The sequence below is a fragment of the Pelagimonas sp. genome, assembly GCF_058892305.1.
On the sequence record NZ_JBZXVN010000044.1, the window covers coordinates 24,260 to 48,718 of the forward strand.

The following is a 24,459-nucleotide window of genomic DNA, read 5'->3' on the forward strand; positions in this document are numbered from 1 at the left end:
CTTACGCAAAGCGAACAAAAACGCAAATTGTTTTTGGTAATTTCGAAAGATTCGGAACCCACGTCCAAACCCAAACATAAGCCATAGCCCCCGGCTTCTTCTTTCCGAAAAATTACCGGGGGGTGAATTTTCGCCTGCGGCATGCGCCATCCTACCGGCCCTCAGGATCAGAGTCCGTACATCCGTTTAGCCCACTGAAATCCGATAATCAGACCCTTCATCCGGGGCAACAACAACAGGCTGCTGCTCATGGTCAACGCCAATCCGATCAACACGATGGTCATCGGTTCCGGCCGATAGGTGACAAACGAATAGTGCAAACCAAAGGCCAAGATATGCCCGACAATCAGAATGGTCAGATAAGCTGGACCGTCATCCGCCTTGGCCTTGTGCAATTCCAACCCACAGCAATCACAGGTCTCATTCACCTTCAGATAGCTGTGCAGCAGCTTGCCCTTGCCGCAATCCGGGCATCGCAACAAAAGCCCCCGCCCGATGGCCCGTTTGATATTGCGCTCTTGCGGCTCGACAGCACTATTCACATCCGACATGGAGACTCTCCTAGGGTCACTCCTGAAATCATGATCGCCTCATAAACCTTCACAAAATTGAATGCAATCATTATGCATACAAATTGATTGCAATAGTGTCGCAGCTCCGGCAAAAGCCCTGCCATGACCCATTGGACTCCAAGCCTAAGCGACTCCGGCACCCCGATCTACATCGACATCGCCGAAGCCATCCACGCCGATATTACCGCGGGCACCCTGCGCCCCGGTGACCGCCTGCCACCGCAACGCACCTTGGCCCAAGCTTTGGGTCTCGACTTTTCGACCATATCGCGCGCCTACACCGAGGCCACCCGGCGCGGTTACACCGAAAGCTTTGTTGGGCGCGGCACCTTTGTCACCGCGTCCACCCAACCCCGCGCCGCGCCGCGTTTGGTCGAAGAAGACCCGCGCATGAACATGCCCCCCGAACCGACCGATCCGGCCCTGTTGGCACAAATGCAGGCTGGCTTTACCGCCCTCGCCCCGCAATTGCCCGCCTTGATGCGCTATCAATCGACAACCGGCTTGGCCGCCGATCGGGAAACCGGCGTGATGTGGCTCGATCAGAACGGATTGGCCCAAGACCCGGCGCGCCTTGCCATTGCCCCCGGCTCTCATGCGGCGATCCACGCGATCCTCTCGCAAATGGCTGATCCCGGTCTGACGGTCCTATGCGAAGACCTCACCTATCCCGGCATACGCGCCATCGCCGCCCAACTTGGCCTGCGCCTGATCGGGGTGCCGTCCGACGGCGACGGCATTCAAACCAAAGCACTCTCTGATTTGATCATCGCCCACCGCCCGGTTGCGCTGTATCTCAATCCAACGCTGCAAAACCCAACAACCCGGACAATGCCCGCCAAACGACGCCGAGAGGTCGCAGCGGTGCTACAAATGCACGACCTGCCGTTAATCGAAGACGATGCCTATCTCTTCACAGCCCAAGACGCCCCGGCACCAATCTCCAGCCTCCTGCCCGGTCTGGCTTGGCATGTGATGGGCCTGTCCAAACTGCTCGGGGCCGGATTACGGCTCGCTTATGTCAGCGTCCCGACCCGTGGACAAATGGCCAGCTTTGCCCAAGCTCTGCGCGCCCAAAACGTCATGTCGTCGCCGCTTAGCCTCGCACTGGCTGGGCGCTGGTTTCAAGATGGCACTGCAACGGCGTTACAATCCTTTTTGCGCGACGAAGCCCGCGCCCGCCAAGACATGGCGACCCAGCTTTTGCCCGACCTCGCCCTCACTTCCGCGCCTGAGGCCTACAACATTTGGCTCTCACTGCCCCAAGGCACCAGCCGCGCCGACATCCTGTCGCGTCTACGAGGCCTTCAAATCGGTGTTATGCCGTCTGATGCTTTTTGCACCCTCGACACCGCCCCCGAGGCGCTGCGCATTTGCCTCGGCGGTCCGATAAGCCGCGACCAACTAGAATCTGATCTGCTCGTCCTCTTGGATGCGGTCGAACGCCAAGATTGGCTCGGATAGGCCCCTCCTCACGTCCCAAACCATCGCCGAAGGGCACAGAGGCGGGTGCCGGAAAACCTGACCTGACACCTTTGCAATCCTTGGATATCCAACGCAGATAGCCAAGGAGCAGTAACATGGACATTTCGGTCATCGCAATATTGGTCATCGCAAGCCTCATCGGGTCGGGCCTGATTGCCCTTGCCATACGACGCGGCGGCCAAAGCGAAGAAAAAATCCAAGAATTTGCCCGGACCCAAGGTTGGCGCTACTCTCAGGATCCGCAAACCGGGACAACGCGGCTTCGCGATCTCAAGGACGATTGGACGCTTCAAATCATCTTTTCGGGCGATGGGGCCGTTGATGGCATGACGCATCGCCGTGTGGAATGGCACAGCCCGCATGGTGCCTTACCCGAGGGTGAAGCCGTGCTTGGCATGCCCTTACCAGAGAAAAGCGTCGCCATGATGCAAGCCGGGGGTGCCATCGGACAACAAATTCTCCAAGCCTCGCTCAAGGCAACGTTGCATGCGTTGGGTAAAACAGGATTCGATCTTCGCATCGACGAGGACACCGCCGGTGATCCCGGTGGCGTTGTCATGGCCAGCCCCGGCCAAGAAACCGCTATGAACACCTTGCGCAAAAACGTCACCCTCGCTGACGTCCGCAACTCAACCAAAACCGAGGCGGTTCCGGTGATTATTCGCAACCCCGATGGCCTAACTCTGCGCCGGCCCGGCGCGGTCAAAGACCTCCAAGACCTCACCGTCATGGTCGATCTTGGTAAATCCCTACGCGACGACCTTTAGGAACTGGGCGACGAGCCAGATGCCAATACAGCCACAAACGACCCATCAGGGCAATTCATCGAGAATTTGGTGGGGAAGTGAAAAATGGTACTCCGTACGAGAATCGAACTCGTCTTTCCAGGTTGAAAACCTGGCGTCCTAACCGATAGACGAACGGAGCGCCGCTTTGCTTTACAGCACCTCAGTTATGGCCCGAGATGGCCCGCCAATGGTACTCCGTACGAGAATCGAACTCGTCTTTCCAGGTTGAAAACCTGGCGTCCTAACCGATAGACGAACGGAGCGCCGTTTGGCGTGAAGCGGCTTTTAGAATGAGCACGCGTCCTTCGCAAGAGGAATCTTGCAGATTTTTCACCCATTTTTCATCTAACTGCTCGCCGGGGCCGCATCTTCTAGCCTGAGTTGCGCCGAGCGCCGCCCACCCCATTCATTCACCTCAAGTTTTCCGGCCAAATGAAAGCGTGCACCGCCGTGATTCATCAAGGCGTTGCCCATCGGCTCGTCAAAGGCCCCAAAGGCGATTCCCTCAAGACGCCCGCCCATGCCGTCGTCACAGGCGATCTTCAAATGCCCCGTCCCAACCTGTTTGGTAAAGGTGATGCGCGCATCGGCTATGGCAAATCGTGGACCGCGCGCGCCCTGCCCGTATGGCCCGGCGGTTTCTAGCTTTTCGATCAAATCTACTGTGGCCGCGCCGGGCATCAACATACCGTCCAATTTCAAATCGGCGGCACCGCCCTCGCCCGCGCCCTGTTTCGCCAAAAGCTCGGCCAACCGCTCCATCGCCGGTTCCAGCTTGTCTTTGTCGATCGACAGGCCCGCCGCCATCTTGTGGCCACCGCCTTTGACCAAAAGCCCTTCGGCCGCCAGCTTTTGGATCGACGCACCAAGGTCAACACCGGCCACCGAGCGACCCGAACCTTTGCCGTCTTCGCCATCAAACCCGATGACAATTGCCGGGCGGTTCGTTTGTTCCTTCAAACGCGACGCGACAATGCCGACAACACCGGGATGCCAACCCTCTCCCGCCGCCCAGACCAATGGCCCATCCAGCCCGCGCTCCTCGGCCTGAGCAAGCGCTGCGGCCCGCACCGCCGCCTCGATCTCTCGCCGTTCCGAGTTAAAGCCATCCAGACGCTCGGCCATGGCCTGTGCCTCATGTGGGTTATCACAGGCCAAAAGCCGCGCGCCCAGATCGGCCTGACCGACCCGCCCCCCGGCGTTGACCCGTGGACCAAGCACAAAGCCAAGGTGATAAGACGACGGCGCGCTATCGAGCTTGGCAACATCGCTCAGCGCCACCAAACCGGGCCGCCCCCGCCCTGCCATCACCTTAAGACCCTGACGCACCAAGGCCCGGTTCACCCCTTTAAGGGGCGCGACATCGGCCACTGTGGCCAAGGCCACCAGATCAAGCATCGCCATCAAATCCGGGCCGCGTGCGCCTGCCTCGCGCAATTGTCGACCGGCCTCGACCAACATCAAGAACACCACCGCCGCCGCACAAAGATGCGCCAGCGCCCCGTCTTCGTCTTGCCGGTTCGGGTTCACACAGGCCACACAATCAGGAAGGGTTTCGCCGCCAAGGTGGTGGTCGAGAATGATCACATCGGCCCCCTTGGCCGCTGCAATCGCGTCGTGCGACAGCGTCCCACAATCCACACAGACAATCAGATCGTGCTCTGCTGCCAATCGCGCCATAGCTGGCTCATTGGGGCCATAGCCCTCATCAATCCGATCGGGCACATAGAGCGTCGATGGCCGCCCCATCTGGCGCAACCAATCCACCAGCAAGGCCCCCGAGGTCCCGCCATCCACGTCATAATCGGCAAATATTGCAATGCGTTGCCTTTCGCGAACCGCCGTCAAAAACCGCGTCGCCGCAACCTCCATATCGCGTAAGGATCTAGGATCAGGCAATAGATCCCGCAGCTTGGGGTTGAGATAGGTTTCCACCTCGTCCGGGGCGACACCCAAACGGGCCAAAACCCCACACATGGCCTGTGGCAAGCCACTGTTCTGCATCAAGGCCTCGGCCTGCCGTTCGATCTCGATTCCCGGCCCAATCCAGCGCCGCCCGGTCAAACTGCTTTCAACACCAAGATAGCTCATCACGCCCCCACGACTTCATTCCTCAAAGCGCCCGATCAAAAGCCACTCCACCCAATCCGCTAAGCTCCTTCATGGCACAATCGACGTTCACTCAAAAGCCAAACACCGCGCGCGTCAAAAGAGTCACGGGCCAAAGGGCACCCTTAGTTTCTTCTGTCTCAAAATATCACGAGGAGTCACAAGCCTGCTTGTGCCGGGGCAGCGCCCCACCTCCCCCTCGAAAAAAGCGGCCCGCGTGACCGCGAACCGCCTTCTAACATCTCAGCCCGCAATTCCGGGCACCTGCATCCCTTAGGATTTAACAGGGTTACGGTAAGACATGCGCCGCACCGACCCGGTTTTGGAGCGCATCAACAGGGTTTCGGTGGTGATCACACCCGGCTCACGCTGAATACCCGGAAGGATCGAGCCGCTGGTCACGCCTGTCGCGGCGAAAATCACATCAGCGGTCACCATCTCATCACGGCTATAAACCTTGTCGAGATCGGTGATCCCGGCCTTGGCGGCGCGGGCGCGTTCATCATCATTGCGGAACACAAGACGGCCCTGCATTTGGCCGCCCATACATTTCAACGCTGCCGCCGCAAGAACGCCCTCAGGTGCGCCACCTTGGCCCATATACATATCGATCCCGGTCAGGTGTGGTTCAGCACAGTGCATAACACCGGCCACGTCACCATCGGTGATCAAACGGATGCTTGCCCCGGTCGAACGCACTTGGGCGATCATCTCTTCGTGACGCGGACGCTCAAGGATACAAACAGTGATGTCAGATGGCTTACAGCCCTTGGCCGTCGCCAAAGCCGACACGCGGGTCGCCGGTGGCATGTCCATTTCTACGATACCCTCGGGATAGCCCGGCCCAATCGCCAGCTTGTCCATATAGGTGTCGGGTGCGTGCAACATCGAGCCGCGCGGCCCCATGGCGATCACGGTCAAGGCGTTGGGCATATCCTTGGCGGTCAGCGTGGTGCCTTCCAGCGGATCAAGCGCAATATCCACACCGGGACCGTCGCCATTCCCTACTTCTTCACCGATATAAAGCATCGGCGCTTCGTCGCGCTCGCCTTCGCCGATGACAACCACGCCTTTGATGTCCAAAAGGTTCAGCTGCTCGCGCATGGCATTCACCGCGGCTTGGTCAGCGGCTTTTTCATCTCCGCGTCCAATCCACTCGGCAGAGGCAATTGCCGCTTGTTCGGCAACACGGGCCAAGCCCAAAGATAGCATACGGTCGTTGAAATCGGTGGGCGTGGACATGGGGAGTTCCTCAAGATGAAATGCGTCTGCCGTTTAGCCCACAGCGACCACCGGGGGCAAGGGTGGTCTCGCTAACACCGGCTATTCTTGACGACTGGTGCCATATCCGCCGCCCACCCCATCCGTGTTTCCGCCGACCTCAAGTCTTATTACCGCCCGGTTCAAAGTTAGGAGCACCGCGATCGCAACAAGGGCTGAACCATGATTTTACAATATGACATCGACTTTCATTACATCATGACCGAGGCCGCCTTTGGTGATCCCAAGTGAGCCGACATGCTAAAGATGGCCGGGATTGATCTCAAATCGCGCGACAAATACGTCGCCAAGTTCCATGATCCCAAATCCGCCGCCGCGCTGAACGGGGTTACTCCGGTCATCTTAGACTTCTTCAGAGCATGTGGTTTTTCCATTATCACCTCAGGACTGCGGCAACCCGCCGGAGTTTTTGATGCCAATTTTGACAATCACCACACGGATATCGCCAAACGCGTGGATCAAAAGATGCCCTTGCTCGCCCCTCTCAGAACCGCCGAAACCCCGCCCAATTGGAATGGGTTTGATATCGGTGACTTGGTGGTGTGGATCGGAGCCTGCCAGCCGGCCGCCATCTCCCCTACAAACCCGCCAGAGCAAACGCAGAAAACGCGCAACCAAAGCGCGCCTCTCGCGTGACGTCCTTTGTCAAAGTCGCGCTGCTTCGTCTTGCTGGTTTCGCTGTCTATTCGGCGATATTGGGCGTCGTGCGTGTTGCCCAAAATGGTCGCGACGTCATCCCCTTAGACCTCGCGTTGTGGGCTACACCGGATCAATCCCTGCAACAGCAATGCAACCATAAGCGCGTTTAGAATGTGCCACATGAAATGCGTTCCCATTGGCCAAACCGAACAAAGATGCAGGTCCATGATGCGAAACCCGAGCGACACCAAGAATGTGATCGCTGCCGCCAAGGCCCACCATCGGATGGCATGACCGCGCCAAAATGTGATTGCAGCAAACACCAGCAAGGCAATCAATGCCGGGGCATATTGTAGCGACCCGTTCAACGGATCAGCCGCATGGGAATGCGCCGAGCTATCCCCGGACGTTGCCAAAACTGCCACCGTGGTGATTGCCGCCGAAATCACCCCAATCCGCGCCACTTTGCCGGGCGGTGCCCCCCCAACCAAGGCAATGGCCGCCAAGACATAAAGCGCAACAAAGCTCCAGATCGGAACAACATCGGCATATTCCGACCACGCGTTGGCAAAGCTGTGGAACAGGCCAGAGCCAACCCCAATAAGCGCCGCCAAGAGGCACAACACCGCAATAATCACCCGCCGCTGCCCATGCTGCCCGGCCACATGCCACGCCCACAACGCCGCAAGTGGAAACGCCAGATTGCTCAACGCGTTGACCGGTTCGGCCCAAAGACCGACGCCAACACGTTCGCAATACAAATCTATCGGGGAAAACCAATCCATCAGGGCACCTGCATCTACCTACGCCCCCGCACAAGCCACAACCCAAAGAGGATCGCAACCAAATTCCGTGCACGGAATTTGCAAAATCCATACATGGATTTTATTGCACCCGGCCGAACCGCTGCGTGTTACGCTGCGGGTCGTACAATCTGCAAATCATCCACCGTCACAGGCTTTTCCGAAAAAACCAAAAGCGTCATGACCCCGGTCGCTCCGGATGTCCCTCCACTATAAGTCACTATAAACTCGTACCGGCCCCCATCACCGCGGTTCACATCACTCACTTCGGCATCCGGCCACAAGCTTTCAAAACCCGGATCCAGAATCAATACATCTTCATCTGGATCAAAGTCCTCGATGTAGGCTGGCGCGCCCAAGACATAAGTCCCGCCTTCTGCACCCCCGTAGCTGCCCAGATACATCTCGATCTCAAACGTATCCGCCCCCCGCCCCGCCGGACAAGCCAGGGTTGTAGTCGCCATAAATCCGGTTCCCATCTCTGATAGACTCATCATCCGAGGCAACAAACTGCGTTTCCGCACGCACCTCAATCAGATCATCGCCGTCACCACCCGTGATCTCCTCCATATTATCAAACCCAAAGGTATCTTCGAAATCGAAACGTATTGTGTCATTGCCCGCCCCGGCATCAACATCACCATAGTCCATGTTTTCGACCTGGATCACATCCGCGCCATCGCCAGCATTGACACGAACCTCGCTCACCCGCGCGGTGATCACATCATTCCCATCACCGGTATCTATTGCGGCAAAGGCGCTCGGTTGCCCGGAATGACGGTCAAAGGTCACCACATCGTCCCCGTCACCCGTCACAATTTCCGCATTCCCGCTTGCTAAGATGGTGTCGTTCCCATCACCGGTGTCCAACGAACTTGTGGGTAAAGGCGCACCGTCGACCTCTGTTGCAGTATCAATATCAAGCAAATCATTGCCGCTGCCGCTATTGATCAAAACCGCTTGTTCCAGAATACCAACCGACGCAATTCGGTCATCGCCGTCGCCCGTCGTGACTTCGGTTTGATCCTAGACAAGAATGTCCTGATCTACCGTTTCCGGATCGCTGTTGCCACCAGACCTATCTGGGTCAGAAGACTCGTCCCCATCCCTCCGATTACGAACGCCAATACTCCGCCCCTAGGGCCAACAAAAGCAACGTGGACATCAAACGCCCCCCAACTACCCATTCAATCCACGAAATTTTCACCATCTGCGAATTTGTTGCAACTCAAAATGGAATTTGGCGGCCATCGTCAAGAAATCTGGAAGCAGTTCCAAGCATAGTGCCGTTTTGCGGCACTATTCGAAACAGTTGCAGAGCAAAAGACTATCACCCGGCCATCATATTCCGATCAATCAACACCGCACATAGAAAAAGTCACAAAAAAGGGGGCCATTCGGGGCCCCCATCTGCATTGTTTGATCCCAACGGGCGCCGAGCTGTTAGACCTCTTCGATGCGTAGGGCCACCGGATCACTCGCCATGACACCGGTACCGGGCAATGCCGCCAGCGCGTCATCCAAAGACGCGCGAGTGGTTTTATGGGTCACGATAAGAACCGGGGCGCTTGTATTATCGTGGCTATATTGGCGCATCCGGTCGATGGACACACCGGCCTCACCCAGGGCGGCGGCAACTTTGGCCATTGCGCCCGGCTTGTCCTGCAGCGCCATACGTAAATAATAGGGCGCGGCAACGGTGGCTTTGGCCGGTGTCGCGGCACGCAAGGAAGTGGCTGGTTGGCCAAAGGTGGTTACCCGCAAACCGCGCGCGATATCCATTACGTCGCCCATAACCGCGCTCGCGGTTGGGCCTTCGCCCGCGCCTGCGCCGCGCAAAACAACCTGCCCGACCTGATCGCCTTCGACCACAACCATATTTGTGCCGCCCTGCAACTGCCCCAAAGGCGAAGTTGCCGGAACAAGGCAAGGCGTCATGGTCTGTTCCAACCCGCGACGCGTGTAACGGGTAACGCCCAAAAGCTTGATCCGATACCCCATATCGGCTGCCTGACGGATGTCTTCGATGGTGACACAGCCGATGCCCTCAAGCTCAACCGCGTCGAAATTCACCTGCGTCCCAAAGGCAATCGCCGCAATCAGCGACAGCTTATGACCGGCATCAATACCGCCAACATCCAGATTTGGGTCGGCCTCAAGATAGCCAAGCCCATCGGCCTCGGCAAAGGCTTCGTCATAAGATAGGCCCGCATCTTCCATCCGGGTCAGGATGTAGTTGCAGGTGCCGTTCATCACGCCCATCACCCGCTCAATCTCATTGCCAGCCAAGCCTTCGGTTAGCGCTTTGATGATCGGAATGCCGCCCGCAACCGCAGCCTCAAAGCGCAAAACCGCACCATTGGTCTCGGCCAGCTCGGCGAGTTCTTGGCCATGATGGGCCAACATCGCCTTGTTGGCGGTGACCACATCCTTGCCTGCCTTAAGCGCAGCTTCGGTCGCGGCTTTTGCAGGTCCGTCGCTACCGCCCATCAATTCGACAAACACGTCCACGTCTTCGCGTTTGGCCAAGGCGACCGGATCGTCTTCCCAAGCGTAATCAGACAATGGCACACCGCGATCCTTGTCGCGATTGCGCGCCGATACCGCCGTGACAACAACGGGTCGCCCGCCGCGAAGCTCAAGCATCGCCGCCTTTTGGCGCACGATTTTCACGACACCGGCCCCAACCGTGCCCAAACCGGCAATCCCTAAACGCAAGGGGCTGTTGTTTTGCTCGGTCATATCAAGGCTCCTTCTGGGCGCATTCGGATCGCAATTTCCACCGCCTTAGCGCCACATCGGGCCGGGTGCAACGGCAACCGCCCCTTCATCACCCAATCTGGGTTACTGGGCCCTTAACTCTGCCGCTTTCTGACGCAGTCGCGCCACACGCCGGTCGATTCCGCCCCCCGGTCCAACCGAACGCCCCTGTAACCGCGCGGCCCGCGCCCGCAGCCCCGCTGCGCGGCCTTCAACCGCACCGACCATCTCAATCGTTGCCACCGGGGCCGGAGCCTCAAGCAACGTCTCCAGCGGGACCAGTTTCGGATAAGGGGCCTCGGCCACGCCCGGTGTCTCCCCCGCTTCCAACTCCGGAAACTGGGCACAGCCCACCAATAGGCCAAGCGCGATCAAACCGCCAATGCGCGTCACAAACGTCATCCTTCCCTCATGCCGCAACCGGGCTTGCCCCGCAACTCTCTTCCGCCAATCCGCGCGACAATCCGCAACCGCCTTGCCCTGAACAACCGTTCAGATAATATCCCCCCATGGCACGTACCCAAGGTTCCCATTCCGAAATCACCGGCCCGCGCATCCGTGCTGCGGCGCTCAAGCTTTTTGCCGAACATGGCTATGCCGCCGTTTCCATGCGCCAAATCGCCCGCGAGGTCGGCGTTCAGGCCGGGGCGCTTTACAATTATACCCCTGACAAACAAGATTTGCTGTTTTCATTGATGAAACAGCACATGGATGAACTGCTCGAAGCCTGTGCCGATCGGGTCAAGGATGGCGATGCCATCACTCGGTTGAACAACTTTGTCGATTTTCACATCACATTTCACATGGGCCGCGCCGATGAAATCTTCATCGCCTATATGGAGCTGCGCAATCTCTCCCCGGAGAATTTCGAGACCATCGAATCCCTGCGCCGTGCTTACGAAGATGTTCTAGAAACGATCCTGACCGCGGGTCTCGCAGAAGGTGTGTTTGACGTGCCCGACCCCAAAGTCACAACCCGCGCGATCATCGCCATGCTCACCGGTATCACCACATGGTACCGCCCCGATGGCGCGCTCTCCCCTGCCGAAGTCTCGGACCTTTATTGGAACATGACACGCAAAGCTGTTGGAGCATAAGAACAGTCTGACCGCACCACAAAATGCGCGCATCTTTTAAAATTTCGGCGGCTTACACCAATCTGGTTTTGGAACTTTGTCGAATTGTTCTTTTTCTGCGGATCATAGCAAAAAATAATTAATCAATTTTCGATCTTCTATGGGCAACATCGCGACCTGCAAGGGGTAAATTTTTGCCCTCCGATATCGGTTGCATGGGTACTGCCGTAGAAATTTATAGTAGGTTAATCATTATGAAGCTTAAGCAAAAAGTTCCTTTACTGATCACAATTCCAACCATTGTTATTGCACTTGCCGCCTCCGCGGTTAGTTATGTTCGCGCAACAGATGCACTTCAATATCAAAGGGATACGGCCTTTGATTTTTTAATCGAAGAGCGGGTTGAACGCTTAGTGGAATGGCTCGACTCCGTGGAAACTGACCTTCTCGTACTGGGGGCCGGGCGCGCTGTTCAGGACGCAATTGTACAGTTTACCACCTCTTGGAATGACCTAGGAAACGACCCAAGTGGGTGGCTGCAAAAGCACTACATTTCTGAAAACCCCAATCCCATCGGGCAAAAAGATGCTCTGAAAAAAGCAGAAGACGGATCTGCTTGGACAGAAAACCATGCCAAATTCCATGACGGTTTCAGAACGTTTCAAATTGACCGTGGATATTACGATTTGTTCCTCTTCGATACAAAAGGGAACCTGATTTACTCTGTTTTCAAAGAGGCCGACTTCGCGACCAACTTTGTCAACGGAGAGTTCGCCCAAAGCGGGCTGGGTTTCGTGTTCCAAAAGGCCAACGAAGCGTCGCCAGAACAAACAGTTTTTTCCGAAATGTCCCCTTATGCGCCAAGCGCCGATGCACCAGCACAATTTGTCGCGATGCCGATCTTTGGTGACACCGGTCAACGCATAGGTGTGGTCGCTCTACAGATTCCGGTAGATGAGAGAGTGTCAAACATTCTTTCTGGCTCAGAGTTGCTTGGAAGTACCGGAATTGTTTTTGTCGTCGACGCCGAAGGTCATGCTCTTTCAAGCTCCCCTCGTGAGGGCGGTTTCGAAATGTTTGATACATTGCCTGACCTGCCTCACCTTCTCCAGGCTCGAAATGGAATGACGGTATCTGTTGAAGGAAATATAGGTCTGTCGGGTAAGTCCGTCGTCGCCCGAGCCATGCCTTTGGTTCGTGAAGGGGGCGATTGGAACGTGGTTCTCGAACAAGACATGTCAGAAGCCTATGCCGAGCAAAACGCATTGTTTTGGTTCACTGTGGCACAGGTTGTGCTCACTGTCATTTTGGTAACGTTTGTTGGTTGTTTCGTCGCCCGCATGCTGACAAAACGCATCGAGAGTTTGGTTCAAAGCGTGAAACGAATTGCAGATGGAGATTTTGAAACCGATGTCGCGCAGTCGACCTCAGGCGACGAACTTGGCGAAATCGGGCAGTCACTTGAGGTCTTTAAGGCCGATTTAAAGCAGGGACATGAAGCCATGCTTGAAAGAGAAATCCAAGCCAAGGATCAGGCGTTTGCGATGAACCTCCTCGGCACAGCACTGCAAAAACTCGCCAGCGGGAATTTAGAGAGTCACATTCAAGTTCCTTTGGCGCAAAATTACGAAACCATTCGCGATGACTACAACCAAACCGTTGACGCTCTGGCATCGCTCGTTGAGGAACTGCAGGGCGGTGTTCATGCAATTGATCGAACCTCGACGACTCTAAGTAAAAACGCGGAAAACCTTGCCAAGCGCACCGAAAACCAAGCCGCCGCTTTGGAGGAAACCACGGCTGCTGTAGAGGAAATCACAAAAAGTGTTCAATCCGCAGCGGATGGGTCAAAACGCGCTGTTTCAGCTGTTGAATCGGCGAACACACACGCGAACCGCGGTCAGGACGTTCGAACCCGAACTGTCGAAGCCATGACTGCTATTGAAACATCAGCCAACCAAATTTCTATGATCATACAGGTCATTGAAGACATCGCCTTTCAAACCAATTTGTTGGCTCTAAATGCCGGGGTCGAAGCCGCGCGCGCCGGTAGTGCAGGAAGTGGATTTGCCGTTGTTGCAGCCGAAGTTCTTGCTCTTGCGCATAGATCATCGGACAGCGCGAGTGAGATTCGAGATTTGATCGCGCTGTCCAACGAAAACGTCAACAACGGCGGAATCCTAGTTTCGGAGATGGGTGAGGCTATCGACAATATTATGAAAGAGGTCTCAAAAGCCGCCGAAATGTCGCGTGACATCTCCTCTGGATCGTCCGAACAAGCATCAAGCCTATCTGAAATCAACAGCAGCATGACAATGCTCGACCAAGTGACCCAACAAAACGCAGAAATTGTATCGAACACAGCGGAAGCGCTTCGTGAAATGCAAATCAAGACAACGCAGCTGCAAACACTGGTGTCTCGTTTTAAAAAGCCATCAATTGATCAGGGTGACAATTTGGACATGCAGCGTCCTTCAGCAGAAAATCCAGAAATCTCTGTACTAAATCAGCCTGCCAAAGGAACTGACGAGTGGGAAGACATTCCCGATCTTAGCGTTTCAGATCAGGCCCTATCCGGATCATTTGAACAAACCCGCCGAAGTGCTTAGGGCGGGCCCACGTCCCTCAACATGACGTCGGCAGCGAAAGCCCATGCCGACAAGACCACCTCAAGACACTTGTCGAAGCGTGTGGCCACGCATCGCCGGCCCTTTGCCGTTCTCGACCTTGTGGCGCTGGCGGTAACGGGTTTCCTGCAAGGACCGGTTTTGTTGCCTCGTATCGTGAAGGAAAAGTCAAACCTATCCCCATGGCAGACGCGAGTGATCCGTGGCGACATCCGAAAGAAGTATTGAAACATCTGCTGTTGCGCCCTACAAACCACGCCTCCTAAAAATCGAAATTTCCAATGTTTTCAATTGGAAAGATAGCAACCTTAAAAACTGACCGTTCCGATTGACTATTGTTAAGGTGCGACTCGTCCCTTGCCGCGATTTTCTACCCACCAGAAAACTCAAGGGAAGGATAAGCGCGATGCGCGAAGTCATGACCAAGAGCATGGCCCGCAATATCTTCTACGGTGGGTCACTGTTCTTTATTATCATATTCCTGGCCCTTTCGGCCCACTCTCATCGTTACATCGTCACGACCTCTACCAATGAAGAAACGCTTACAGAAAGCGTGATCCTCGGCAAGCACGTGTGGGAAAAACACGCCTGCATCAACTGCCACACCCTTTTGGGGGAAGGTGCGTACTTTGCACCTGAATTGGTCAACGTGATGGAACGCTGGGGCGTGGAAGACGCCGAAGAGGGCTACGAAGCACTCCGCAACTGGATGGAAGCGATGCCCACAGGCATCGAAGGCCGCCGCCAGATGCCCAACTTTGATCTCACCGAAGAAGAATATCGCGGCCTCGCCGACTTCTTCTTGTGGTCCCAGACGATCAACGCCCAAGACTGGCCGCCCAACGAAGCCGGCTAAGGAGATAGGGACATGAAATACAAATCTCAGAAAATTGCCTTTGCCTATTTCATCGTAGCCATGGCGCTGTTCGCAGTGCAGGTGACGATGGGTCTGGTCCTAGGCTGGATCTATGTTGACGGGAACTTCCTGTCTGACCTGATCCCCTTCAACATCGGCCGCATGCTGCACACCAACTCTTTGGTTGTTTGGCTGCTGACCGGTTTCTTTGGTGCTGCCTACTTCTTGGTACCAGAAGAATCCGAGCGGGAAATCCATTCGGAAAAACTTGCTTACCTTCAACTGCTTATCCTTGTGATCGGCACCGCTGGTGTGGTTGTCACCTATCTGTTCAATATCGCAGAAGGTAACTTCCTCTTTGGTAAAGAAGGCCGCGAGTTCATCGAGCAACCCAAATGGGTCAAAGCTGGTATCGTCGTTGCGGCGCTGATCTTCCTCTACAACATCTCGATGACAGTGTTGAAAGGCAAGAAAACCGCGATCACCAACATCTTGCTTTTGGGTCTGTGGGGCATTGCTCTGCTCTTCCTCTTCAGCTTCTACAACCCTGCCAACCTTGCGCTCGACAAAATGTACTGGTGGTACATCGTGCACCTCTGGGTCGAAGGGACTTGGGAACTTGTGATGGCCTCCATCCTCGCCTTCCTGATGCTGAAACTCACCGGTGTGGACCGTGAAGTTGTTGAAAAATGGCTCTATGTTCTGGCTGCTCTGGCTCTGTTCTCGGGCATTCTCGGCACCGGTCACCACTACTTCTGGATCGGGACTCCCGGCTACTGGCAGTGGATCGGCTCGATCTTCAGCTCGCTCGAAATCGTTCCCTTCTTTGGCATGATGGCCTTTGCCTTTGTCATGGTTTGGAAAGGTCGTCGCGACCACCCCAACAAAGCGGCGCTGCTGTGGTCCTTGGGTTGTGCGACACTGGCCTTCTTTGGCGCGGGTGTCTGGGGCTTTTTGCACACATTGCACGGTGTGAACTACTACACACACGGCACGCAGATCACCGCGGCCCACGGTCACTTGGCATTCTTTGGTGCTTATGTTGCCCTGAACCTGGCGATCATCAGCTATGCAATGCCAATCCTGCGCGGACGTGATCCATTCAACCAAGTGCTCAACATGTGCTCCTTCTGGCTGATGGCTGGTGGCATGACCTTCATGACCTTCACCCTGACCTTTGCCGGGACCGTTCAAACACACCTTCAACGTGTGAATGGCGAGGCGTTCATGGACGTTCAAGACCAACTCTGGGTCTTTTATGTGATGCGCTTTGGCTCCGGTATTGCGGTTGTTCTTGGGGCGATCCTCTTCATCTACGCAGTGTTGAAGCCTCGCAACGAAATCATCGAAGCCGGTGCCGCTGGCACCCCAGCTGAATGAACGGCGGAATGACTATGATGGACGGAAATCCAACAAATCTGGAGGGGGCGGCAAATGCCCCCTTCTACCTCCCCACTGGTGACGAATGCGAATTGTTCGCCGCGGCCAGTCAAAACAATCTGCCGGTCCTGCTCAAGGGTCCGACGGGCTGCGGGAAAACCCGCTTTGTGGCCCATATGGCCGCCAAACTGAATCGCAAGCTTTACACCGTGGCCTGCCACGATGACCTATCCGCCAGCGATCTGATCGGTCGTTACCTTCTCAAAGGTGGCGAGACCGTCTGGGTCGATGGCCCCCTGACCCGCGCTGTGCGCGAGGGCGCTATCTGCTACCTTGATGAGGTTGTTGAGGCCCGAAAAGATGTAACAGTCGTACTTCATCCGCTTACCGACGACCGGCGCATTCTACCGCTGGATCGCACCGGTGAAGAACTTGAAGCCACGCCCGGATTTATGCTCGTTGCGAGCTATAACCCCGGTTACCAAAATATCCTGAAGACGCTGAAACCTTCGACGCGGCAACGCTTTGTGTCGATGGAATTCAACTTCCCCACCCCCGAATACGAGATTCCCGTTGTGGTTCGCGAATCCGGGTTGGACGAAGAGCGCGTCAAACCCCTTGTCCGTCTCGCCAACAAGCTGCGCGATCTCAAGGGGCAGGACCTCGAGGAAGGCGTCTCGACCCGTCTGGTGATCTATGCGGCAACGCTGATCAACCAAGGCATGCCGGTCGAACGCGCCATTCTGGCCGCAATGATCGAACCGCTGTCGGATGACGCGGACGTGAAACGCGGGCTCCTCGATCTTGTCACTGCTATTTTCGGGTGAGGCCGGTGGTGACTTCGATCGATATTGAGCCATGGGAACCCGAAGAAACTGTCGGGAAACTTTGGCACAATTATGCCAGTCGTCTGGACGCACCTGTCGTCCACGATGGAGCCCGCGTCGACCTTTCTGAGGTTGGCGGGCGACTGGCAGTCTTATTTCGTGGTTTGGGCGGCGATCCGTCGGTCGAGCTTAAACCCGTCGGTGATGAGGTGTCTCATCACCGGCTAACCCTGCGCCGTAAGCTGGGCACATGGGCCGAAGCCGTCCCGCGTGCCAGTTATGACGGTATGGCGCTCCGGATGCCTGAAAGCCTTGCGGTTTTTCCGGCCCGTGAGGCCAATGCAGCGCTCTATTTGTGGCTGGCGGCCGCCGCGGCGGGCGCCGCGCAGGTCACTATTCCGATGGAAGAGAATGATCCGCTGCGCGGTGATATGGCCGGGCTGCGAGCCGTCCAAGACACGATTGCGAAGGCTTTGGAGATCGCACCGGGCTTTGCCAAGCTTTACCGCGACCTCTGTGAGGCGACGCTATTCTTGCGACGCACCCCCACCCTGCCCCCGGCCGAGGCCGCCATCGAAGCTATTATTGCCAGATTTCTGGGCTCGGACGAGGCGCTAAGCGCGCGCGCTACTGCGATGCTCGCGTCGATCAACGCAGGGGATTATGGCGATTGGCACGCGCCGCGTGGCTATCTGTCGTTCCGCCCGGTCGCGCTTTGGCCCGACGTGCGCCCCTCTGATCGCTCGGAATCGATGACCGTGGAAAACCCCGAAACCGAGAGCGACACCGAACAAGGCGACAGCGAAGAAGGCCGCGCCCGCAAGGCCCGCCGCCGCAAGGCCGACGCCATTGACCGCCCAGATAGCTTTATCTTGCACAAATTCGAAGCGATCCTGAGCTGGGCCGAATTCATGAACATCAACCGCCGGGTTGAGGACGATGAAAACGACGACGCCAAAAAGGCCGCTGATGACCAAGAGGAAATCGGCCTTGGTCAGATCAAACAGGCCCCGGCAACGCGGCTGAAACTTCACCTCGATTTGGCCCCCGAAGATGTCGACCGTGAGATGCTATCGGCGGTGACAACCTATCCCGAATGGGATTGTCGCACCGGCACCTATATGCGCAATCACTGCCGGGTTTTGGCCTCGCCTGCAGAAGCGGGGGATGTGGATGTCTTTACCCATGATCCGCGTGCACAGGCCCGTATCCGCGCCGTGCGTCGTCAGTTCGAAGCACTGCGCCCCGGTCGTGTATCGACCCACGGCCACCCGGATGGCGATGAGCTAAACACTGAACGCGCCGTGCGCGCCCATGTGGATTTTCTGGCAACCGGCGTATCAGATGACCGGGTTTGGAACCAAACCCGCGCCGAAAAACGCGATCTGGCGGTGTCGATCCTGCTCGATGTGTCACGCTCGACCGAAAGTTCGATCCCCGGTCATGGCCATGATGGTCGCCGGGTGATTGATGTCGAACGCGAGGCGCTTGCCGCATTCGCTTGGGGTTTGGATGCTTGCGGGGATGATTTTGCCATCAACGCGTTTTCATCGCTCAAACGAGACCGGGTTTATGTCCAAAATGCCAAAAGCTTTGAAGAGCAGATGACCAAACAGGTCGAAGGTCGCATTGGGGCGCTGCAACCGGGGTTCTATACGCGCCTTGGTGCCGCAATGCGCCACGTCTCCAAAGACCTTAGCAACCAGCCCCGCAAACGGCGGTTGTTGTTGGTGATCACCGATGGCAAACCCAATGACCTTGACCACTACGAAGGCCGTCACGGCATCGAAGACAGCCGCATGGCCGTCCAAGAGGCGCGCCGTGCTGGTCATGCGGTCTATGGCATTGCCGTCGACCGGGATGGCAAAAGCTGGTTCCCGCGAATTTTTGGCAAAGGGGGTTATGCGCTGATCCCTGAACCGGACAAGCTTATTCAGGCCCTGCCGCGCATCTACCGGGAGTTGGTGGGCGCAGGATGAGCACGCAAACACACCCCGAGCAGGGCATCGACGCCCTGCCCGGCGATCTTATGATGTGGGTTCTGATCGTATCGGAACTTTTGGTTTTTGGGGCGGGATTGGCCGCATTTATGGCCATGCGCCTTACCGATCCGGGCGGCTTTGCCGAAGCCCAATCCCATCTCAACGCGACCACCGCCGGGATCAATACGGTGGTCTTGGTCACGTCTGGCTGGCTGGCGGCGATGGCTGTGCGATCGTCCGAGTTAGGCGACGCAATACGCACTCGTTTGTTGTTAACAGCAGCCAGCGTTTTGGGCGTCGTCTTTTTGGCGATCAAATGGGCGGAGTATGCCTCCAAAGCCGCGCAAGGCATTGATTTCGAAACCCACACCTTCTTTCTGTTTTACTACATGTTGACCGGGTTCCACGCCATGCATGTGATCGCCGGGATCGTCATTCTGGCGCTAGTTGGCTGGAAATGCACCCCGCGCAACACCGAAGTCGGGGCGGCCTTTTGGCATATGGTCGACTTGGTCTGGGTGCTTTTGTTCCCGATAATTTACCTGCTCTAAAGGTGAACTGATGTCCTTGCCCTATATGAGTGCCATCCAAGCTTGGCTTAGCCTGATCGCCCTATCCATTGGCAGCACCCTTCTGGCGGTTTTCGGCGCAACCGGCGTTATTGCCGGGTTGGTGATTTTGGGCTTGGCCTGGATCAAGGCCCAAGTCATCTTGCGCGTCTATTTGGGATTGCAAGACGCCCCAAGTTGGGGACGCGGTTTTGCCCTTGTTTTGGCGATCTACATGATCGGCATTATGGGCTTGGCCATCGCCGCAGGTTAAGACGCAGGAGGCCATTTTGGGCTGGATCGAATTTGGGCTGGCCATGACGTTGTTCATGGCGTCTCACCGCATTCCATCGGCATTGGGGGTCAAGGACAGCTTGATCGAGCGATTGGGATCGCGCGGCTATACGGCGCTGTTTTCCATTGCCTCCATGCTGCTTTTGCTTTGGGTGATCTGGGCGGCGGGGCGTGCGCCTTTTGTGCCGCTTTGGGATCAAACGCCCGCCGCTCGATGGGCCGTCAACCTTGTGATGCCGGTGGTTATTGCGCTTAGCGCCTTTGGCATCGGCGCGCCAAATCCCTTTGCCTTTGAAGGGCGCGGCACTGGGTTTGCCCCCAATCATCCGGGCATTGCAGGAGTGACACGCCAACCGTTGTTATGGGCTCTTACGCTTTGGTCCCTTGCGCATCTTTGGGCCAATGGTGACTTGGCCCATATCATTTTGTTTGGCACCTTTGCGGGGTTTTCATTGCTGGGCATGAAACTTGTGGAACACCGCCGTGCCGGCATGATGGGGGCAGAGTGGGACCGGTTGAGTGCGCAGACAGCTCTTGTGCCATTTGCCGCGTTGTTCACGGGGAAGTGGCGCCCCCAAAGCGGGCCATCACTGGTTCGGTTGACAATCGCCGTGATCGCTTGGGCCGCTGTATTTCATTTGCACGAATGGGTGATTGGGGTGATGCCGAACCCATAGGCCATCGGGGTTCCCCCCTTTGATCATTTAACCCAAAGGGGCCAGCCCCTCTTGCCGCAAGCAGCAAATCATCCCGAGATATTTCGGGAAAGAAGAAGCTCTATGGCCAGTTATTCCTGATCTCGGAACATACCCGCAAAAGGTTCCGGTAGGTCAAATTCCTGCAAGGCGCGGGCGCGCCCGTCTGCCGACATTTTGGCGGCGGTACGTTCCACGATACGAGGCAAGGCCTCGGGCTTTTGCGTGTCTGCAAAAGGTGAGAAGTACCATTTAAGGAAAACGAAACAGATGACATCTTCGAGGGCTTGCACCTCGGCGTCTTGCTTGATGCCTTCTTTGCGCAAAAGCACCCCGACACGGGTTTGTGCAGTGGCATCATACCCGGCTTCGGCCATGATCCCGGCAACCCGTTCGCCATGTCGGCGACCTTGCTCTTTGCGCCAAGCATAATAGCCTGCGCGCCCTTCGGGGAAATCCTTGCGCGGCAACTTCCAACGTTCAACATGTTGGCCCCGGCAAGCAATCTTTAAGACGTCGGAGGCATCGGGAAACAGACGGTCGACCTCGGATGTCATCCGCTCTCCATACAAAAGCGCCTCGGGGCGGCCTTCGTCACTGTTTGGATCCGCTTCGTTTGCTTGATCAATCAGCGCAATCGCTTTGGTTAAATCACCGCTCATTTTTGCCCCCATGCATTGGCTGGATCTTCTTCGGCATAGGCGCGCAATGTTTCCACATCCGCTATCTCTGCCTTGTTTTGCTTGATTTTCACGCCATGTGCCTTGAGCGCCCCAAAAGCGCGGCTCAGACTTTCGGGTTTCATCCCCAAACGCCCGGCGATCAGCACTTTGTCGTAAGGCAACACAACCTCACAGCTGCCCGCTTCATTTTTGGACAGTTCGAGAAGGAATTCCGCCACACGTTGTGCCCCGGTGCGGGCTTTGAGCGCCTCGACCTGTGCGACGAGACTATGCAAATGCGCAAAGGTCGCCGATAGAATCGACACCGCCATATCGGGATTAGTGCGCACAAGGTGCAGAAAGTGTTCGGCCTCGATGCGCATTAAACGGCAATTGGTCACGGCCTCGGCCGAAACCGGATAGGTGTCATGGCGAAAGGCGACCGCTTCGCCAAAACTGCGGCCCTTGGTGAAAACACCGACCACCGCTTCGGAGCCGTTGCGCGCAATGCGATAGAGTTTCACCCAACCGTCAAGAACGATGTAAATCGCGCTGGCACTTTCGCCCTGTAGAAACACTGTGGCCCCACGATCAAAATCGCGCACCTGTGCGCGCTGCAAAAGAAGCTTTTGCGCGTCGGGTACAAGCCCCCCTAACAAGAGCGAGGACGAGGTAATTTCAAGGTCTTCAGGTTTCATGGCGGGCCAATCAGGCTTGCTTTTCTGCTCAAAAGGTATTGCCGATTGCGACCACCCTGTCGAGGGTTAGACCCGCCATTTCACGCATCAGTAACGGATCAGAAGGCCTGCGCGGCAGTAACAGCACGTTTCCACGCGCTATATTTGCGATCCCGCAGGTCTTGCTCCATCTGAGGTTGAAACCGTTTTTCCAACGCCCAGGTATCTGCAAACCCTTGCATATTTGGATAAATCCCGGCGCGCTGTCCCGCGAGCCACGCCGCCCCCATGGCGGTGGTTTCCAGAATTTCGGGCCGATCCACGGGGGCATCAAGAATGTCCGAAAGGAACTGCATCGCCCAGTCCGACGCGCTCATCCCGCCATCAACCCGCAATGCCGTTTCACCAGCATCGCCCCAATCCGCCTGCATCGCTTCGAGCAGGTCGCGAGTTTGATAGCCGACGCTTTCCAAGGCCGCCCGCGCCATTTCAGCCGCACCAGACCCGCGCGTTAGGCCAAACATCGCCCCGCGGCATTCGGCGTTCCAATAGGGGGCACCCAAGCCTGTAAAGGCAGGGACCAAAACGACGTCCTGCGTGTCATCAGCCTCTTGCGCCAAGGCCTGTGTCTCGGGCGCAGACCCAATCACCTTGAGACCGTCACGCAACCATTGAACCACCGCCCCGGCGACAAAGATTGACCCTTCGAGGGCATAGGTCGGTTTGCCGTCAAGCTGATAGGCGATGGTGGTCAAAAGGCGGTTTTTGGACATGACCGGGGTGTCGCCGGTGTTGAGCAAAGCAAAACAGCCGGTGCCATAGGTCGATTTCAACATACCAGGCTGGAAACAGGCCTGGCCGATTGTTGCGGCTTGCTGATCACCTGCGACGCCAAGAATTGGGATCGCGGCACCAAGATGTTCAGCATCGGCCACGCCAAAATCAGCGTCACAATCCAAAACCTCGGGCAGCATCGCCATGGGGATGTTGAGCAAGTCGCAAATCTCGGACGACCATTCGCCCTTGATGATATCATAGAGCAACGTCCGCGCCGCATTGGTGGCGTCGGTGACATGGCGTTTGCCGCCGGTGAGATGCCAGATGAGCCAGCTATCCACCGTGCCGAAAACCAGTTCGCCCGCCTCGGCCCGAGCCCGTGCGCCGTCAACCGTGTCTAGCAACCAAGCCAATTTGGTGCCGCTGAAATATGGGTCAAGAAGCAATCCGGTGCGTTTGGTCACCATCTCTTCGTGACCATCGGCCTTGAGACGCTGGCACATCTCCGACGTGCGACGGTCTTGCCAAACAATGGCGTTGTGGATGGGTTCGCCGGTTTTGCGATCCCAAACCAAGGTTGTCTCGCGTTGATTGGTTATACCAATCGCGGCGATGTCCGTGGCGGAAATACCGGCCTTGTCGATCGCAGCGCGACATGTCGACAGGGTGGTTGTCCAAAGATCCACGCAGGCATGTTCCACCCACCCGGAATCGGGAAAATGTTGCGCGAACTCTTCTTGCGCCGATGTGACGATGTTTAGCTTATCATCAAACACAATTGCCCGGCTGGACGTTGTTCCTTGATCAATTGCGAGAATGAACCCCATTCTTCCCCTCCATTTTCGCCAGTATTCGTATTTTTTCGAATTCTAGCGAATTTCGGGGTGAGAAACCACAGAAATCAGACGCGTCAGGCCAAACCTTTGTCGCGGGCAATCATCGCAACATGGGTTCGGTTGCGTGCACCAAGCTTGCGGCTTAGGGTTTTGACATGCAGTTTGACGGTGACCTCCTGAAGGTCAAGGTCGCGGGCAATTTCCTTGTTGGCCTTGGCTTCGCAGATTCCGCGAAGCACATCCAATTCGCGCCGCGTCAGCGTTCCGGTTTCATCGTCAGGCTTTTGCTGCATGAATTCAACCGGCGCATAGATTTCGCCCGCCGCCATGAAACGCGCCGCTGTCAAAAGCGACTTGGCGCTAAGCGTTTTGGGAATAAACCCCTGGGCTCCGGCCTTGAGTGCCGCATCTGCCACCTCTCGCGAAGCGCTCCCCGAGATAATCGCGACCGGACGCCCGTCATTGGCGTCTTTCATCCGGCTCAATCCTTCGAGGCCGTTCATGCCAGGCATATTGTAGTCTAGCAAAACCAGATCGAAACTACCGGTGTCATTGGCCGATTGCACCGCCTCATCCAACGTCGACACAGTCACCACCTCTTTGATCTCTTCACCCGTCAAAAAGGCCGCAATGGTGTCGCGAACAAGATCATGGTCATCTGCCACCAAGATACGCATACAGCAATTTCCGTTCCGGGCCACACGGCCGCGATTCTGCTACTCTTACATCTTAAGAATAACATATGTTCCGTTAACAAAGTGGCAAGGGGCAAAGCCTTGACTTAC

The 24,459-nt window shown here is 56.5% G+C and carries 24 protein-coding genes and 2 tRNA genes; 12 read left to right on the forward strand and 14 right to left on the reverse strand.

All coding sequences use genetic code 11. The annotated features are described in order from the left end of the window. Positions 1-167 precede the first annotated feature (167 nt). The gene (locus AC5EFR_RS17720; RefSeq protein WP_299930379.1) at positions 168-551 is read right to left on the reverse strand and encodes a DUF983 domain-containing protein; all 384 of its coding nucleotides are present in this window, start codon (positions 549-551) and stop codon (positions 168-170) included. 123 nt (positions 552-674) lie between these two features. On the opposite strand from AC5EFR_RS17720, the gene AC5EFR_RS17725 reads away from it, so the two are divergent. Then, positions 675-2,036 (forward strand): aminotransferase-like domain-containing protein, encoded by a 1,362-nt coding sequence (locus tag AC5EFR_RS17725; protein WP_493577088.1) that lies wholly within the window; start codon positions 675-677, stop codon positions 2,034-2,036. A gap of 116 nt (positions 2,037-2,152) precedes the next feature. Next, positions 2,153-2,824, forward strand: a complete 672-nt coding sequence (locus AC5EFR_RS17730) for a hypothetical protein (protein ID WP_493577089.1) — start codon at positions 2,153-2,155, stop codon at positions 2,822-2,824. 85 nt (positions 2,825-2,909) lie between these two features. Here the strand turns inward: AC5EFR_RS17730 and AC5EFR_RS17735 are convergent. From AC5EFR_RS17735 to glpX, 4 genes are all read right to left on the reverse strand, one after another. After that, positions 2,910-2,984, reverse strand: a tRNA-Glu gene (locus tag AC5EFR_RS17735). A 49-nt stretch (positions 2,985-3,033) separates the two neighbouring features. Continuing rightward, positions 3,034-3,108 (reverse strand) — tRNA-Glu (locus tag AC5EFR_RS17740). An 82-nt stretch (positions 3,109-3,190) separates the two neighbouring features. Then, the gene (recJ, locus tag AC5EFR_RS17745; protein WP_493577090.1) at positions 3,191-4,936 is read right to left on the reverse strand and encodes a single-stranded-DNA-specific exonuclease RecJ; all 1,746 of its coding nucleotides are present in this window, start codon (positions 4,934-4,936) and stop codon (positions 3,191-3,193) included. A 291-nt stretch (positions 4,937-5,227) separates the two neighbouring features. Continuing rightward, positions 5,228-6,196 carry a class II fructose-bisphosphatase gene (glpX, locus tag AC5EFR_RS17750; protein WP_493577091.1) on the reverse strand — a complete coding sequence of 323 codons (969 nt, stop codon included), beginning with the start codon at positions 6,194-6,196 and terminating at the stop codon, positions 5,228-5,230. 276 nt (positions 6,197-6,472) lie between these two features. Between glpX and AC5EFR_RS17755 the strand changes: the two genes are divergently transcribed. Then, positions 6,473-6,871, forward strand: a complete 399-nt coding sequence (locus AC5EFR_RS17755; RefSeq protein ID WP_493577092.1) for a hypothetical protein — start codon at positions 6,473-6,475, stop codon at positions 6,869-6,871. Positions 6,872-6,975: 104 nt separating this feature from the next. Here the strand turns inward: AC5EFR_RS17755 and AC5EFR_RS17760 are convergent, their stop codons facing one another. From AC5EFR_RS17760 to AC5EFR_RS17780, 5 genes are all read right to left on the reverse strand, one after another. Next, positions 6,976-7,659, reverse strand: coding sequence for a ceramidase domain-containing protein (locus AC5EFR_RS17760; protein ID WP_493577093.1), 684 nt, complete (start codon positions 7,657-7,659; stop codon positions 6,976-6,978). 128 nt (positions 7,660-7,787) lie between these two features. Next, positions 7,788-8,141: a hypothetical protein gene (locus AC5EFR_RS17765; RefSeq protein WP_493577094.1), complete on the reverse strand. Its 354-nt coding sequence runs from the start codon at positions 8,139-8,141 to the stop codon at positions 7,788-7,790. Next, complete coding sequence (locus tag AC5EFR_RS17770; RefSeq protein WP_493577095.1) at positions 8,089-8,604, reverse strand: hypothetical protein; 516 nt, start codon at positions 8,602-8,604, stop codon at positions 8,089-8,091. Before AC5EFR_RS17770 ends, AC5EFR_RS17765 begins: the two co-directional genes overlap by 53 nt. A gap of 516 nt (positions 8,605-9,120) precedes the next feature. After that, on the reverse strand, positions 9,121-10,419 hold the full coding sequence (locus AC5EFR_RS17775; RefSeq protein ID WP_493577096.1) for a homoserine dehydrogenase: 1,299 nt from the start codon (positions 10,417-10,419) through the stop codon (positions 9,121-9,123). Between the two features lie 102 nt (positions 10,420-10,521). Beyond that, positions 10,522-10,839 (reverse strand): hypothetical protein, encoded by a 318-nt coding sequence (locus AC5EFR_RS17780; RefSeq protein ID WP_493577097.1) that lies wholly within the window; start codon positions 10,837-10,839, stop codon positions 10,522-10,524. 107 nt (positions 10,840-10,946) lie between these two features. On the opposite strand from AC5EFR_RS17780, the gene AC5EFR_RS17785 reads away from it, so the two are divergent. From AC5EFR_RS17785 to AC5EFR_RS17825, 9 genes are all read left to right on the forward strand, one after another. Continuing rightward, complete coding sequence (locus AC5EFR_RS17785; RefSeq protein ID WP_493577098.1) at positions 10,947-11,534, forward strand: TetR/AcrR family transcriptional regulator; 588 nt, start codon at positions 10,947-10,949, stop codon at positions 11,532-11,534. Between the two features lie 194 nt (positions 11,535-11,728). Further along, complete coding sequence (locus AC5EFR_RS17790; protein WP_493577099.1) at positions 11,729-14,122, forward strand: methyl-accepting chemotaxis protein; 2,394 nt, start codon at positions 11,729-11,731, stop codon at positions 14,120-14,122. 424 nt (positions 14,123-14,546) lie between these two features. Further along, positions 14,547-14,996, forward strand: coding sequence for a c-type cytochrome (locus AC5EFR_RS17795; protein WP_493577100.1), 450 nt, complete (start codon positions 14,547-14,549; stop codon positions 14,994-14,996). A 12-nt stretch (positions 14,997-15,008) separates the two neighbouring features. Next, on the forward strand, positions 15,009-16,376 hold the full coding sequence (locus tag AC5EFR_RS17800; RefSeq protein ID WP_493577101.1) for a cbb3-type cytochrome c oxidase subunit I: 1,368 nt from the start codon (positions 15,009-15,011) through the stop codon (positions 16,374-16,376). A 17-nt stretch (positions 16,377-16,393) separates the two neighbouring features. Then, complete coding sequence (locus AC5EFR_RS17805) at positions 16,394-17,203, forward strand: CbbQ/NirQ/NorQ/GpvN family protein (protein WP_493577180.1); 810 nt, start codon at positions 16,394-16,396, stop codon at positions 17,201-17,203. 8 nt (positions 17,204-17,211) lie between these two features. Beyond that, positions 17,212-19,182, forward strand: coding sequence for a nitric oxide reductase activation protein NorD (locus tag AC5EFR_RS17810; RefSeq protein ID WP_493577102.1), 1,971 nt, complete (start codon positions 17,212-17,214; stop codon positions 19,180-19,182). After that, a complete protein-coding gene (locus tag AC5EFR_RS17815) occupies positions 19,179-19,736 on the forward strand; it encodes a cytochrome c oxidase subunit 3 family protein (protein ID WP_493577103.1) in 558 nt (185 codons plus the stop codon). Before AC5EFR_RS17810 ends, AC5EFR_RS17815 begins: the two co-directional genes overlap by 4 nt. Before the next feature lie 10 nt (positions 19,737-19,746). Then, positions 19,747-20,007, forward strand: a complete 261-nt coding sequence (locus AC5EFR_RS17820; RefSeq protein WP_493577104.1) for a cytochrome C oxidase subunit IV family protein — start codon at positions 19,747-19,749, stop codon at positions 20,005-20,007. Positions 20,008-20,023: 16 nt separating this feature from the next. Continuing rightward, the gene (locus tag AC5EFR_RS17825) at positions 20,024-20,704 is read left to right on the forward strand and encodes an NnrU family protein (protein WP_493577105.1); all 681 of its coding nucleotides are present in this window, start codon (positions 20,024-20,026) and stop codon (positions 20,702-20,704) included. Positions 20,705-20,814: 110 nt separating this feature from the next. Here the strand turns inward: AC5EFR_RS17825 and AC5EFR_RS17830 are convergent, their stop codons facing one another. From AC5EFR_RS17830 to AC5EFR_RS17845, 4 genes are all read right to left on the reverse strand, one after another. Beyond that, complete coding sequence (locus AC5EFR_RS17830; protein ID WP_493577106.1) at positions 20,815-21,384, reverse strand: DUF4202 domain-containing protein; 570 nt, start codon at positions 21,382-21,384, stop codon at positions 20,815-20,817. Continuing rightward, positions 21,381-22,082 (reverse strand): Crp/Fnr family transcriptional regulator, encoded by a 702-nt coding sequence (locus AC5EFR_RS17835; protein ID WP_493577107.1) that lies wholly within the window; start codon positions 22,080-22,082, stop codon positions 21,381-21,383. The genes AC5EFR_RS17830 and AC5EFR_RS17835 overlap by 4 nt, the downstream gene beginning before the upstream one ends. Positions 22,083-22,180: 98 nt before the next feature. Further along, positions 22,181-23,665, reverse strand: coding sequence for a glycerol kinase GlpK (gene glpK, locus AC5EFR_RS17840; RefSeq protein ID WP_493577108.1), 1,485 nt, complete (start codon positions 23,663-23,665; stop codon positions 22,181-22,183). 83 nt (positions 23,666-23,748) lie between these two features. Next, entirely contained in the window at positions 23,749-24,351 is a 603-nt protein-coding gene (locus tag AC5EFR_RS17845; protein ID WP_493577109.1) for a response regulator, read from the reverse strand. Positions 24,352-24,459: the final 108 nt, after the last annotated feature.

Bases quoted from the DNA above. Each gene is read 5' to 3' on its own strand.
- AC5EFR_RS17720 (WP_299930379.1), bottom strand. From the start codon at position 551: ATGTCGGATGTGAATAGTGCTGTCGAGCCGCAAGAGCGCAATATCAAA.
- AC5EFR_RS17725 (WP_493577088.1), top strand. From the start codon at position 675: ATGACCCATTGGACTCCAAGCCTAAGCGACTCCGGCACCCCGATCTAC.
- AC5EFR_RS17730 (WP_493577089.1), top strand. From the start codon at position 2,153: ATGGACATTTCGGTCATCGCAATATTGGTCATCGCAAGCCTCATCGGG.
- recJ (WP_493577090.1), bottom strand. From the start codon at position 4,936: ATGAGCTATCTTGGTGTTGAAAGCAGTTTGACCGGGCGGCGCTGGATT.
- glpX (WP_493577091.1), bottom strand. From the start codon at position 6,196: ATGTCCACGCCCACCGATTTCAACGACCGTATGCTATCTTTGGGCTTG.
- AC5EFR_RS17755 (WP_493577092.1), top strand. From the start codon at position 6,473: ATGCTAAAGATGGCCGGGATTGATCTCAAATCGCGCGACAAATACGTC.
- AC5EFR_RS17760 (WP_493577093.1), bottom strand. From the start codon at position 7,659: ATGGATTGGTTTTCCCCGATAGATTTGTATTGCGAACGTGTTGGCGTC.
- AC5EFR_RS17765 (WP_493577094.1), bottom strand. From the start codon at position 8,141: ATGGCGACTACAACCCTGGCTTGTCCGGCGGGGCGGGGGGCGGATACG.
- AC5EFR_RS17775 (WP_493577096.1), bottom strand. From the start codon at position 10,419: ATGACCGAGCAAAACAACAGCCCCTTGCGTTTAGGGATTGCCGGTTTG.
- AC5EFR_RS17780 (WP_493577097.1), bottom strand. From the start codon at position 10,839: ATGACGTTTGTGACGCGCATTGGCGGTTTGATCGCGCTTGGCCTATTG.
- AC5EFR_RS17785 (WP_493577098.1), top strand. From the start codon at position 10,947: ATGGCACGTACCCAAGGTTCCCATTCCGAAATCACCGGCCCGCGCATC.
- AC5EFR_RS17790 (WP_493577099.1), top strand. From the start codon at position 11,729: ATGGGTACTGCCGTAGAAATTTATAGTAGGTTAATCATTATGAAGCTT.
- AC5EFR_RS17795 (WP_493577100.1), top strand. From the start codon at position 14,547: ATGCGCGAAGTCATGACCAAGAGCATGGCCCGCAATATCTTCTACGGT.
- AC5EFR_RS17800 (WP_493577101.1), top strand. From the start codon at position 15,009: ATGAAATACAAATCTCAGAAAATTGCCTTTGCCTATTTCATCGTAGCC.
- AC5EFR_RS17805 (WP_493577180.1), top strand. From the start codon at position 16,394: ATGGACGGAAATCCAACAAATCTGGAGGGGGCGGCAAATGCCCCCTTC.
- AC5EFR_RS17815 (WP_493577103.1), top strand. From the start codon at position 19,179: ATGAGCACGCAAACACACCCCGAGCAGGGCATCGACGCCCTGCCCGGC.
- AC5EFR_RS17820 (WP_493577104.1), top strand. From the start codon at position 19,747: ATGTCCTTGCCCTATATGAGTGCCATCCAAGCTTGGCTTAGCCTGATC.
- AC5EFR_RS17830 (WP_493577106.1), bottom strand. From the start codon at position 21,384: ATGAGCGGTGATTTAACCAAAGCGATTGCGCTGATTGATCAAGCAAAC.
- AC5EFR_RS17835 (WP_493577107.1), bottom strand. From the start codon at position 22,082: ATGAAACCTGAAGACCTTGAAATTACCTCGTCCTCGCTCTTGTTAGGG.
- glpK (WP_493577108.1), bottom strand. From the start codon at position 23,665: ATGGGGTTCATTCTCGCAATTGATCAAGGAACAACGTCCAGCCGGGCA.
- AC5EFR_RS17845 (WP_493577109.1), bottom strand. From the start codon at position 24,351: ATGCGTATCTTGGTGGCAGATGACCATGATCTTGTTCGCGACACCATT.